We start from the raw sequence: 9,288 nt of genomic DNA, 5'->3' as shown, positions 1-9,288 counted from the left end.
AATGAAAGAGTATGTTTTTAAAATCATTGCGGAAAATGGGAAGTGTCGCGTCGAGTTGCCCGAAATCAAGATAAACGGTGAGTATCAAGCTCCCGACCTGATGGCTGCGTTGACAACGGAATTTTTAGACAGCGTATGCAGTGATGCCGCCCGAGATACGGAAGGATTTATCAAGGCTGCTGTCACTAATTTAAAAGCATTGCAACTGGCAAGACAGTTGAGAGATGCAGACCGAAAAGTAAACTAAGAAAGGAAAAAGAAAATGGCTAAAGTCATTATTACCATTAAAGATAGTACCAAAAGCTTATTTGATTTTGAAATCAAAGGATTGGGAGATGATAGTGAAAAAACTCCTGCAATCTTTGCCGGACATGCTGCAGCAGGCTATCTGAGAAAAAGGCAAACAGCACTCCACGAGAATTTTTTAAGTCAAATTTTACGAGACTTATCAGATCAAGATTAAAGGAAAACATCATGATTGAACCGCATGAGTACCGTCTATTGGACGAATATTTAGAGCAAGACTGGGATGCCTTTATCAGTTTTGCTGAGACTAAAGGATTTGAAGCAAGCGAAGTATATCAACTACTCAACAAACTGGAGGAAAAAGCAAATGGCTAAAACCCGAATCAAACAACCCGCTATCGAAGCGGCACAAGACAAAGCGGAAGTTACTGCGTTTATCCGTAAAATCGGCGATTTGCAGCGCGAAGTCAAACGCCTGGAAACCGAAGCCGGAGACAAAAAAGCGGTCATCGAAGAAGAATATGCCGCCAAAGCTGCGCCGATGTGTGCCGAAATCATGAGCCTGACCGAACGTGTGGCCGCATACTGCGAGGCACATAAGGACGAGCTGACGGAAAACGGTAAAACCAAAACTGTGGACTTTACCACCGGCCTGATTAAATGGCGCATCCGTCCGCCATCCGTCAAGGTAACGGGCGTGGCTGCCGTCTTGGCGTGGCTCTCGGAGAAATCCGCCTTTGCCGAGTTTGTCCGCACAAAAAAGGAAATCGACAAAGATGCCATCCTGAATCAAAAAGAGCGTTTTTCAGACGGCCAAGTGCCGGGGATTAAGATTGTGTCGGGGCTTGAGGATTTTGTGATTGAGCCTACTGAGCAGGAGTTGGCGTAGAAGTGTTTTAAAGTCTTTAACAGGGGATTTAACAACAGTTTTAACAAGCTGTTTAAATCTTCTGTTAAATTTTTACAATAAACCATATATTCCAATATTTCCAAATATTTTTAATATAAAACACAATATGTTGTTTTTTCATGATGTAAGGTGGTAAGTAAATCCCGTCCGTTAGAGTTCGCTGGCGTTCACTAGGGTTCGCTTTATTTGAATGAATGTATTAGAATTATAAGAAGATTAACTTCGTTATTAACAAGTGATAGAAGGAAAGATGATGAAAATTACTAGACCAGGAAAAGCACTGCTGGCCGGATTCATTTCGTCTTTCGGCCTGATTGCAGCATCTACTGATGCTCCAGTCAAAAACAAACAAAAGAATGACCGTCAAGCATTAACAAACGATTGGTTGAGTATAGGCAGCGATTTTAGAAAAGCAGTCAAAAAGGTAAGTGCGACACGATGAACAATGAAGATGAATTAAAAAACCGCTCGACAGATACGGGCGGTTTGGTTTTTCCAGCACAAGAAGAGCAAGAGCTCTTAGAAAAAATAGAAGACCGTCCACGCTTAATTCAACAGATTATTGCCCGTCATCATCAGGGGCCTTTGCCTACCCCTGAAGACATGGTAAGTTACAATAACATTATTCCGAATGGTGCAGAGCGGATTATGCAAATGGCGGAAAAAGAGCAGTCTGCACGCTTACAATTTGAGACAAAGGATCAGGAAGAACGGTTTGAGTATCTAAAACAAGAGCAAAATATTAAAAAACGTGGGCAATGGTTTGCCTGTTGGTCAATTATTGTTTTTGCCTCTATTTCCGTTTATTTGATTTACAGCGGTTCGCCTACAGCAGGCGCGTTGTTGATGGGAGCTTCTCTTGCTACTGTAGTTTTGGCTTTTATTGCCGGACGTGGTCAGACGAAAGAATAAAATAGGGAATGATTAAAGGCCGTCTGAAATGGGGTTTAAAACCTGTTTCAGGCAGCCTTTTTGTTTGTAGTCATATTGCGTATAATCAAACAACATTTTGACTATATCATATGAGGATAAATCATGAAGAAACTATTAATTGCCTGCGTAACTTTGGCTTTGGTGTCGATGCCTTTAACTGTACAAGCTAAGGGCCGTCAGCCTTGTTCGGGTAAAAAAGGCGGTGTGTCGCATTGTGCGGGGGATAAGTTTGTATGCCAAGACGGCAGTATTAGTAAATCAAAACGTATTTGTGGCCGTTAATTAAGGTTTTGAAATTTTGGCTGTCTGAATTATTCAGACGGCCTTTTTTGTGCCTATCAGTTTCGCAAAAAAAAAACATCGACTTAATACTATATATTGTATTTTATTGGTATAATATTCGCTAATTTATACTATATGTTGTATTGGAGAAATAATGCGCCGGGCGTTGATTGCGAAAATTAAGATTGCTCAAAAGGAGCTGGGCTTGGATGACGGTACCTATCGCGCGGTGTTGGAGCGCGTGACGGGCAAGCGGTCGTGTACTGAGTGCAGTATCCCTGAGCTGGAGCGCGTGGTCGAGGATTTGCGCCAGCATGGGTTTCAGCCGAAAAAGACGGCAGGCCGACGGCCGAACCGCCGCTCTTCCGCCGACCCGATGATGCGCAAAATCGAAGCCCTGCTGCTGGATAACGGCTGGACTTGGAATTATGCGCACGGTACGGCGAAAAAAATGTTTAAGGTTGACCGCGTGGAATGGTTGTCCGACGGCAATATGCACAAGCTGGTGGCGGCGTTGCAGATTGCGGCGAACCGAAGGAAGAAGGAGGAATAGGAATGAGTGTAAGTTGGGAAATGACAGAGCAGGACTTTGAGGATGTGAAACATCTTCTGCCGCAGAGCGTGGTAGCGATGATTACGGTCATCGGGCTTGAAGCGGCGTTTCACATGGTCAAGGTTTGGGGCGGGACGAATTACCCGATTTCCAATCGCCGCCGCAATACGCGCCAGAGCCGTATCTTACACGCACAACTGGTCGAGGACATTGGTGAGGAGGCTGCGGGACGATTGGAGCGAGCTTATGCCGGTCAGCCTTTCTTGGCCATTCCGCGCTGCTGGGACGCGATGCGCGAACTGCGCAACCGGTTCATCCGCCGCCAGTATGATGCGATGAGCGCGGAAGGTTTGAGCGATTTGTTTATTGTGCGCGAGCTGGTGCTGGCTCATCGGCTGTCTACGCGCAATATACGATACATTTTGAAAGAGGCCGACCGCGAGGCGGCGGCAAGAGCGCAGACGGATTTATTTGTAGCTTGATTGTGTTGTGTGTTTCTTGTGAGTGGACCTTTGCCCTGCTTTTTGCAGGGCTTTTTTTTGTCTGCGGAACAGTAAGTGCATTTGTGCCGACCGTCTTATGCCATCTGAAAAGGTTAAATAAGGTTTTAAAAATAAATTGTGATTTGATTTTCGGAGATGTTTATGGGCAAAACTGTAACTTTAACCGCCGGCCACAGCAACACCGACCCGGGCGCGTGCAACGGCTCCGACCGTGAGGCGGACTTGGCGCAGGATATGCGCAACATCGTGGCATCTATCTTGCGCGATGACTACGGCTTGACCGTTAAAACCGACGGCACGGGCAAAGGCAATATGCCGCTGCGCGAAGCTGTAAAGCTGATTCGCGGCTCGGCAGTGGCGATTGAGTTTCACACCAACGCAGCCGTCAGTAAGGCGGCGACAGGCATCGAAGCCCTGTCCACGCCAAAAAACAAACGCTGGTGTCAGGTGTTGAGCAAGGCTGTTGCGAAGGCAACCGGCTGGAAACTGCGCGGCGAAGACGGCTTTAAGCCCGACAATGCCGGCCAGCATACGCGTCTGGCGTATGCGCAGGCAGGCGGCATTGTGTTTGAACCTTTTTTCATAACCAACGACACTGATTTGGCCTTGTTTAAGGCTACTAAATGGGGCATCTGCCGCGCGATTGCGGACGCGATTGCGATGGAATTGGGAGCGGCGAAGGTATGAAAAAGTCTTTGATTGCTTTATCTATTGCCTATTGGGCAAAGTTGAAAAACGGTTTTGGCGTACCGCTGTTACCTGAAATCCAAATCACGCCAAGCCCTGTTCGGGTAGGCTCTTTGAAACAACATCCGAGCCTGCGCTTGGGTAAATCAGGCGTGGCGGCAGCCAAACGCGCAGCGCGTAAACGCAAGAATCGTCGTTAATCATGGGACAGGTTGAGTTTTACGAAAAGATGATTGAGCTATGGTCGGCCAAAAGCCGCGAGGCAAGCGAACAGGCAGACTTGGCTGCGTTCGAATTTGCGGAGGGCGAACTGGCCAATTATCAGGAAATGCTGAAACGGCACCTGCAAACCAAAAGTGTGGAATAGCAATGCGTATTTTGAATATTTTTAAAAACCCGGCGACAGGCAATGTGTCGCACTCGAAACTGTGGGCAAACGTTGCCTGCGCGGCGGGGACGTTTAAGTTTGTGATGTTGCCCGACCCGTCGGCGGAAATTTGGGCGGTGTATTTGGGCATTGTCGGCGGATATGCGGTGGCACGCTCGTTTGTCAGCGTGAAACGTCAGGAGGTCGAGAATGAATCTCGTGAAACTGCTGGCGAATAACTGGCAACCGATTGCCATCATCGCACTTATCGGCACGGGCTTGGCTGTGTCGCACCATCAAGGCTACAAGTCGGCTTTTACGAAGCAGCAGGCGGTCATCGACAAGATGGAAAAAGACAAGGCGCAAGCCCTGCTGTTGTCGGCTCAAAACTACGCCCGCGAGCTGGAACAGGCACGCGCGGAAGCTAAAAAATATGAAGTCAAGGCACACGCCGTCGGCATGGCTTTGGCGAAAAAACAGGCGGAAGTCAGCCGTCTGAAAACGGAAAATAAAAAGGAAATCGAAAATGTCCTTACTCAAGACCGTAAAAATGCAAGCGGTAATTGTATTGACGGCTTTGGCTCTCACGGCCTGCAGCTCTACAACCGCGCCCTCGGCTACGGAAATTAAAGTTGTCGAAAAGGCGGTCATGCCGACACCGCCTGCCGCGTTGATGGTCGCGCCGGTGCGCCCGAATCCGCCGAAAGACGGCAAGACGGCCACGCTGTTGGAACACGCCGCCGAGTTTGGCGGCTATGTGGCAGAGTTGGAAAACCAAAATCAGGCTTGGCGCGATTGGGTCAACAGTCAAGCGGCAGTTGACGGTTCGGAGGGCGCGCGATGACGACTTATCGTGATTTGGTACAACGCACGGTCGCCTGCCGCCATGCGGACTTGGAATTGGGCTTAAGCCGCGCACGCGAGCAAGAGCCGTTTGTCATTCATGTTTCCGACCTGTTGGATAAGGCAGGCATTGAGTACGCAGTGCGTATGGATAAGGATTTTCAGACGACCTTTTGTGTGGAGTTTTCGGCGACCGCCCCTGCTGATGTGATTGGTATTTTGCGTAAATATTACTCAGTCTTTTTTGACGGCCAAAAGGTCGAGGCGGCGAGCCGAAATCCCGAAGGCTATGCGGTGCGTATCGTATTCGGCGATGTGCCGGTTTAAAGGGGTTTTAAATGGACTTTGAATTTGGTTTTAAAACCTTGTGGCCGATTGCAACGGCGGCGTTTTGGTTTTGGGTCAACGGCATTTCGGGTCGCCTGAAAGAGGCGGACAAGCGCATCGACGACCTTAAAGAGGAGCTACACAATGTCAAGCTCTCCTATCACACCAAGCAGGACGCCAAGGCAGACAGCACTAATATTGCGGCGGCCTTGGAACGAATTGAAAACAAGTTGGAAAAAGTAAACGAAAAACTGGACAGGAAAGCGGACAAATCATGAGCGACCCGATTTTGGAAGCCTTGGCGCGTATTGAAAACAAGACTGATCAAACTCTGAAAAATCAGAAGGAAATGCAGGCGGAAATTGCACAAATCCGCCAAGACACGAAACGCACGGCCATTACATTCGGCGCGATCGGCGGCGGCGTGATTACGGTCGGCTGGGAATTGCTTAAAGCGAAAATGGGACTGTAATTATGGCTCACCCGCAAGAAATCCGTGAAAAGTTACGCCGGCTCTATGTGAGCGGCGAGCAAACTTTGGAAACGGCGGCCTTGATGTGCGAAATCCCGCAGGCCACTGCGCGTGCGTGGAAACGTGCGGATAAGGAAAAAGGCGACGACTGGGATAAGATGCGCGCCGCCTACACTTTGGCCGGCGGCGGTATTGAGGACTTGAGCCGTGCGATGTTGGCCGGTTTTATGGTGCAGTACAACAGCACGATGACGATGCTGCAGGATTCGAGTACCGAAGATTTGCCGCCATCGGACCGTGCGAAGCTGTTGGCCAGCCTGGCCGATGCGTTTACCAAAACCGTATCAGCCAATGCCCGTGTGATGCCGGAAACGTCAAAACTGGCGACGGCTTTGGAATTGATTGAGTTCTTGATGGCGTTTGTGCAAGAAAAACACCCCAAACATTTGCCTGCCTTTGTGGAGGTATTGGAGCCGTTTGGGGCGGAAGTGGAGAAGAAGTTTGGATAAAGAACCTTTGTTGATTAGTTTTTCCGGTGGTCGCACCAGCGCGTACATGACACATCTGATTATGAATAATCTTGGGTTGTTTACTAATTACACCCCATTTATTGTCTTTGCCAATACGGGCTGCGAACACGAACAAACGCTTGAGTTTATACATCAATGTGAGACAGTGTTTGGCTGGCCGGTAGTATGGTTGGAAGCGGTGATTAATTCTGAACATGGCAAGGGTACTCGGCATAAGGTGGTCAATTTTGAAATAGCATCAAGAAATGGCGAGCCTTATCAGGCGATGATTGCAAAATATACGATACCTAACGTATCCAACCCGCATTGCACAAGAGAACTAAAACTGGCAGTTATAAATTCGTGGGCGCGTGAGAAATTCGGTACGGCAGCCGTTGATACAGCTATTGGTATCAGAGTTGACGAATCGAGACGCATTAAGGCAGATGCTGTCCAAAGAAAAATTATTTATCCATTGGTAGATATATGGCCGTCTGAAAAGCAAGATGTTTTAGATTTCTGGAAAAAACAGCCTTTTGATTTAAACATCCCCGAATATTTAGGCAACTGTGTCTGGTGTTTTAAAAAGTCGGATGCCAAGTTACTTAATGCGTTAAATGATGCCTCCGAATACTTTGAATTTCCAAAAATGATGGAGCGGCTATATCCGAACGGTAGAGATGGCTCGCCCGTTTTTTTCTTTCGTCGGCATCGTACCGTTTCCGACCTTGAAAAATTAAAAGAAATTGTTGAACCAACAGTAAGTTATACCCATCAAGGTGGATGTTCTGAATCGTGCGAATTTTTACAGGCTGTCTGAATGAAGAACAAAGATTTCCTCAAATCCCTGTCCGTCCTTGCTGCCAGTCTGCGCCAAGTCATCGAAGCGGAAGTGGACGGCTTTGATGCGTCGCCCAAGGCTATTGCTGCACGCCGTACCAAGGTATTTGACCCGGTAGGCGGTTACGAATATTTCGTAAATACCTACTTCCCCCATTATATCCGCTCGCCTGAGAAATCCGAACTGCATGCGTTTTTATTCAGCCGTCTGCCGGAGATTATCCGCTCCCCCAAAGGGGAAAATGAGGCGGTGGGTGCGCCGCGCGGCGAGGGTAAATCGACGCAGGTTACCCAGCTGTTTACGCTGTGGTGTATTGTGACCGGCCAAAAACATTATGCCGTTATTGTGATGGACAGCATAGACCAGGCATACCCGATGCTCGAAGCCATCAAGGCGGAATTGGAATTTAATCCGCGCCTGAAAACCGACTTCCCAGAAGTGTGCGGACAAGGCCGTGTATGGCAGGCCGGTACGATTGTTACGGCCAATGACGTTAAGGTGCAAGTGGCCGGTAGCGGTAAAAAGCTGCGCGGTTTGCGTCACGGCCCTTACCGTCCTGACTTAACTGTTTTGGACGATATTGAGAATGACGAGCAAGTCCGCAATCCCGAACAGCGCGACAAGCTCAATGCGTGGCTGACTAAAACGGTATTGCCTCTGGGCGGGGTCGGCCAGAAATACGATGTGATCTATATCGGCACGATTTTGCATTACGACAGCGTACTGAATCGCACTTTAAATAACCCGTTTTGGCACGGTATTAAGTTTAAGGCGATGAAACGCTGGCCCGACCGCATGGATTTGTGGGACCGCTGGGAGGAACTTTTCCGCAACGACGGCGAGACGGTGGCCGAGGCGTTTTATCTCGCCAACAAAGACGAGATGGAGCGCGGCGCACAAACAAGCTGGGCGGCTCGCGGCGTACTCGCGCTGATGAAAATCCGCGCCCGCGACGGCCATGCGACATTTGACAGTGAGTACCAAAACGACCCGGTCAGCGGCGAAGATGCGCCGTTTGCCGAAAACATCAAATACTGGTCGGAATTGCCGGACGATTTGGTGTACTACGGCGCGCTCGACCCGTCATTGGGTAAAGCGGGCGCGGGGCGTGACCCGTCGGCGATTTTGGTCGGCGGTTATCAGAAATCAACAGGCCGTCTGTTTGTAACCGTTGCCCAAGTCAAAAAACGCCTGCCCGATTTGATTATCGAGGACGTGATCCGCATCCAAAAAGAGGCGCGGGTCAAGCCGGTATTGTGGGTGGTGGAGACGGTGCAATTCCAAGAGTTTCTCAAGGACGAGTTGATTAAGCGCGGGGCGCGTTTGGGTGTGCATATTCCGGTGCGCGGTATCAAGCCGTCATCGGACAAGATGTTGCGGATTGAGACCTTACAGCCACATATGGCAAACGGGCTGATTTTGCTCAACCCCGACCAAAAGACGCTGATTAGCCAGTTGCGTCACTTCCCGAAAGCCGACCACGACGATGGCCCCGATGCGTTGCATATGCTGTGGATGGCGGCAACGACGGGCAATGTATCAAACAGAGCGCGGGCGATTGATTTGCCTGTGCCGATGTTGGAGATTTAACAATGTGTGATGGAAAACGTATAACCGCTCGTGAAAAAGAGCTGACAGAGGATGTTGAGTACCTCGAGCGTGGTTTGGATAAAGCGATTGCACATCTGCAAGAGGTTGTCTCCTGCTATAAGGCTGGGCGGCTATTAAATCTACATTTTATTGTCGCTGGAATTGAAGGTTTTTTGGCGGACCGTGGCGAAGAGTATTGATTTTAAGGTCGTCTGAAAACGGTTT

At 49.0% G+C, this 9,288-nt stretch carries 22 protein-coding genes; all 22 read left to right on the top strand.

The annotated features are described in order from the left end of the window. Position 1 precedes the first annotated feature (1 nt). Positions 2 to 247 (top strand): hypothetical protein, encoded by a 246-nt coding sequence (locus tag ACTHS3_RS00715; protein ID WP_049343831.1) that lies wholly within the window; start codon positions 2 to 4, stop codon positions 245 to 247. Positions 248 to 262: 15 nt separating this feature from the next. Next, on the top strand, positions 263 to 463 hold the full coding sequence (locus ACTHS3_RS00710) for a hypothetical protein (protein ID WP_049230751.1): 201 nt from the start codon (positions 263 to 265) through the stop codon (positions 461 to 463). A gap of 11 nt (positions 464 to 474) precedes the next feature. Then, positions 475 to 621, top strand: a complete 147-nt coding sequence (locus ACTHS3_RS00705) for a hypothetical protein (protein ID WP_168162674.1) — start codon at positions 475 to 477, stop codon at positions 619 to 621. Then, positions 614 to 1,135, top strand: a complete 522-nt coding sequence (locus ACTHS3_RS00700) for a host-nuclease inhibitor Gam family protein (protein WP_049343832.1) — start codon at positions 614 to 616, stop codon at positions 1,133 to 1,135. Before ACTHS3_RS00705 ends, ACTHS3_RS00700 begins: the two co-directional genes overlap by 8 nt. A 274-nt stretch (positions 1,136 to 1,409) precedes the next feature. Further along, on the top strand, positions 1,410 to 1,598 hold the full coding sequence (locus ACTHS3_RS00695) for a hypothetical protein (protein ID WP_070646207.1): 189 nt from the start codon (positions 1,410 to 1,412) through the stop codon (positions 1,596 to 1,598). Further along, positions 1,595 to 2,068: a DUF2335 domain-containing protein gene (locus tag ACTHS3_RS00690; RefSeq protein ID WP_070646204.1), complete on the top strand. Its 474-nt coding sequence runs from the start codon at positions 1,595 to 1,597 to the stop codon at positions 2,066 to 2,068. Before ACTHS3_RS00695 ends, ACTHS3_RS00690 begins: the two co-directional genes overlap by 4 nt. A gap of 123 nt (positions 2,069 to 2,191) precedes the next feature. Beyond that, positions 2,192 to 2,371 carry a hypothetical protein gene (locus tag ACTHS3_RS00685; RefSeq protein WP_082815512.1) on the top strand — a complete coding sequence of 60 codons (180 nt, stop codon included), beginning with the start codon at positions 2,192 to 2,194 and terminating at the stop codon, positions 2,369 to 2,371. 154 nt (positions 2,372 to 2,525) lie between these two features. After that, entirely contained in the window at positions 2,526 to 2,924 is a 399-nt protein-coding gene (locus ACTHS3_RS00680; protein ID WP_070646201.1) for a gp16 family protein, read from the top strand. A 2-nt stretch (positions 2,925 to 2,926) separates the two neighbouring features. Continuing rightward, a complete protein-coding gene (locus tag ACTHS3_RS00675; RefSeq protein ID WP_070646199.1) occupies positions 2,927 to 3,406 on the top strand; it encodes a Mor transcription activator family protein in 480 nt (159 codons plus the stop codon). Between the two features lie 162 nt (positions 3,407 to 3,568). Beyond that, a complete protein-coding gene (locus ACTHS3_RS00670; protein WP_070646196.1) occupies positions 3,569 to 4,114 on the top strand; it encodes an N-acetylmuramoyl-L-alanine amidase in 546 nt (181 codons plus the stop codon). After that, entirely contained in the window at positions 4,111 to 4,314 is a 204-nt protein-coding gene (locus ACTHS3_RS00665) for a hypothetical protein (RefSeq protein WP_070646193.1), read from the top strand. The genes ACTHS3_RS00670 and ACTHS3_RS00665 overlap by 4 nt, the downstream gene beginning before the upstream one ends. A 2-nt stretch (positions 4,315 to 4,316) precedes the next feature. Then, on the top strand, positions 4,317 to 4,481 hold the full coding sequence (locus tag ACTHS3_RS00660) for a hypothetical protein (RefSeq protein WP_021439337.1): 165 nt from the start codon (positions 4,317 to 4,319) through the stop codon (positions 4,479 to 4,481). A 2-nt stretch (positions 4,482 to 4,483) separates the two neighbouring features. Continuing rightward, a complete protein-coding gene (locus ACTHS3_RS00655) occupies positions 4,484 to 4,720 on the top strand; it encodes a hypothetical protein (protein ID WP_070695163.1) in 237 nt (78 codons plus the stop codon). After that, the gene (locus ACTHS3_RS00650; RefSeq protein ID WP_070695164.1) at positions 4,692 to 5,111 is read left to right on the top strand and encodes a hypothetical protein; all 420 of its coding nucleotides are present in this window, start codon (positions 4,692 to 4,694) and stop codon (positions 5,109 to 5,111) included. The genes ACTHS3_RS00655 and ACTHS3_RS00650 overlap by 29 nt, the downstream gene beginning before the upstream one ends. Next, positions 5,008 to 5,325, top strand: coding sequence for a hypothetical protein (locus ACTHS3_RS00645; RefSeq protein ID WP_210398386.1), 318 nt, complete (start codon positions 5,008 to 5,010; stop codon positions 5,323 to 5,325). Before ACTHS3_RS00650 ends, ACTHS3_RS00645 begins: the two co-directional genes overlap by 104 nt. Further along, the gene (locus ACTHS3_RS00640) at positions 5,322 to 5,651 is read left to right on the top strand and encodes a hypothetical protein (RefSeq protein WP_063076057.1); all 330 of its coding nucleotides are present in this window, start codon (positions 5,322 to 5,324) and stop codon (positions 5,649 to 5,651) included. Before ACTHS3_RS00645 ends, ACTHS3_RS00640 begins: the two co-directional genes overlap by 4 nt. Positions 5,652 to 5,662: 11 nt before the next feature. After that, the gene (locus ACTHS3_RS00635; protein WP_440366827.1) at positions 5,663 to 5,929 is read left to right on the top strand and encodes a hypothetical protein; all 267 of its coding nucleotides are present in this window, start codon (positions 5,663 to 5,665) and stop codon (positions 5,927 to 5,929) included. Beyond that, on the top strand, positions 5,926 to 6,123 hold the full coding sequence (locus tag ACTHS3_RS00630; RefSeq protein ID WP_049343850.1) for a hypothetical protein: 198 nt from the start codon (positions 5,926 to 5,928) through the stop codon (positions 6,121 to 6,123). Before ACTHS3_RS00635 ends, ACTHS3_RS00630 begins: the two co-directional genes overlap by 4 nt. 2 nt (positions 6,124 to 6,125) lie before the next feature. Beyond that, positions 6,126 to 6,632: a DUF1804 family protein gene (locus ACTHS3_RS00625; RefSeq protein ID WP_004520456.1), complete on the top strand. Its 507-nt coding sequence runs from the start codon at positions 6,126 to 6,128 to the stop codon at positions 6,630 to 6,632. Beyond that, a complete protein-coding gene (locus tag ACTHS3_RS00620) occupies positions 6,625 to 7,452 on the top strand; it encodes a phosphoadenosine phosphosulfate reductase domain-containing protein (protein ID WP_141750523.1) in 828 nt (275 codons plus the stop codon). Before ACTHS3_RS00625 ends, ACTHS3_RS00620 begins: the two co-directional genes overlap by 8 nt. Next, a complete protein-coding gene (gene terL / locus ACTHS3_RS00615; protein WP_070695165.1) occupies positions 7,453 to 9,063 on the top strand; it encodes a phage terminase large subunit in 1,611 nt (536 codons plus the stop codon). It begins immediately after the preceding gene. 2 nt (positions 9,064 to 9,065) lie between these two features. After that, positions 9,066 to 9,263, top strand: a complete 198-nt coding sequence (locus ACTHS3_RS00610; RefSeq protein ID WP_440366824.1) for a hypothetical protein — start codon at positions 9,066 to 9,068, stop codon at positions 9,261 to 9,263. Positions 9,264 to 9,288: the final 25 nt, after the last annotated feature.

The organism is Neisseria sp. P0009.S007 (assembly GCF_051962515.1).
The sequence above is the reverse complement of the archived record's forward strand: the minus strand, read 5'-3'. Positions and strand labels throughout refer to the sequence as shown.

Bases quoted from the DNA above. Each gene is read 5' to 3' on its own strand.
- ACTHS3_RS00715 (WP_049343831.1), top strand. From the start codon at position 2: ATGAAAGAGTATGTTTTTAAAATCATTGCGGAAAATGGGAAGTGTCGC.
- ACTHS3_RS00710 (WP_049230751.1), top strand. From the start codon at position 263: ATGGCTAAAGTCATTATTACCATTAAAGATAGTACCAAAAGCTTATTT.
- ACTHS3_RS00705 (WP_168162674.1), top strand. From the start codon at position 475: ATGATTGAACCGCATGAGTACCGTCTATTGGACGAATATTTAGAGCAA.
- ACTHS3_RS00700 (WP_049343832.1), top strand. From the start codon at position 614: ATGGCTAAAACCCGAATCAAACAACCCGCTATCGAAGCGGCACAAGAC.
- ACTHS3_RS00695 (WP_070646207.1), top strand. From the start codon at position 1,410: ATGAAAATTACTAGACCAGGAAAAGCACTGCTGGCCGGATTCATTTCG.
- ACTHS3_RS00690 (WP_070646204.1), top strand. From the start codon at position 1,595: ATGAACAATGAAGATGAATTAAAAAACCGCTCGACAGATACGGGCGGT.
- ACTHS3_RS00685 (WP_082815512.1), top strand. From the start codon at position 2,192: ATGAAGAAACTATTAATTGCCTGCGTAACTTTGGCTTTGGTGTCGATG.
- ACTHS3_RS00680 (WP_070646201.1), top strand. From the start codon at position 2,526: ATGCGCCGGGCGTTGATTGCGAAAATTAAGATTGCTCAAAAGGAGCTG.
- ACTHS3_RS00675 (WP_070646199.1), top strand. From the start codon at position 2,927: ATGAGTGTAAGTTGGGAAATGACAGAGCAGGACTTTGAGGATGTGAAA.
- ACTHS3_RS00670 (WP_070646196.1), top strand. From the start codon at position 3,569: ATGGGCAAAACTGTAACTTTAACCGCCGGCCACAGCAACACCGACCCG.
- ACTHS3_RS00665 (WP_070646193.1), top strand. From the start codon at position 4,111: ATGAAAAAGTCTTTGATTGCTTTATCTATTGCCTATTGGGCAAAGTTG.
- ACTHS3_RS00660 (WP_021439337.1), top strand. From the start codon at position 4,317: ATGGGACAGGTTGAGTTTTACGAAAAGATGATTGAGCTATGGTCGGCC.
- ACTHS3_RS00655 (WP_070695163.1), top strand. From the start codon at position 4,484: ATGCGTATTTTGAATATTTTTAAAAACCCGGCGACAGGCAATGTGTCG.
- ACTHS3_RS00650 (WP_070695164.1), top strand. From the start codon at position 4,692: ATGAATCTCGTGAAACTGCTGGCGAATAACTGGCAACCGATTGCCATC.
- ACTHS3_RS00645 (WP_210398386.1), top strand. From the start codon at position 5,008: ATGTCCTTACTCAAGACCGTAAAAATGCAAGCGGTAATTGTATTGACG.
- ACTHS3_RS00640 (WP_063076057.1), top strand. From the start codon at position 5,322: ATGACGACTTATCGTGATTTGGTACAACGCACGGTCGCCTGCCGCCAT.
- ACTHS3_RS00635 (WP_440366827.1), top strand. From the start codon at position 5,663: ATGGACTTTGAATTTGGTTTTAAAACCTTGTGGCCGATTGCAACGGCG.
- ACTHS3_RS00630 (WP_049343850.1), top strand. From the start codon at position 5,926: ATGAGCGACCCGATTTTGGAAGCCTTGGCGCGTATTGAAAACAAGACT.
- ACTHS3_RS00625 (WP_004520456.1), top strand. From the start codon at position 6,126: ATGGCTCACCCGCAAGAAATCCGTGAAAAGTTACGCCGGCTCTATGTG.
- terL (WP_070695165.1), top strand. From the start codon at position 7,453: ATGAAGAACAAAGATTTCCTCAAATCCCTGTCCGTCCTTGCTGCCAGT.
- ACTHS3_RS00610 (WP_440366824.1), top strand. From the start codon at position 9,066: ATGTGTGATGGAAAACGTATAACCGCTCGTGAAAAAGAGCTGACAGAG.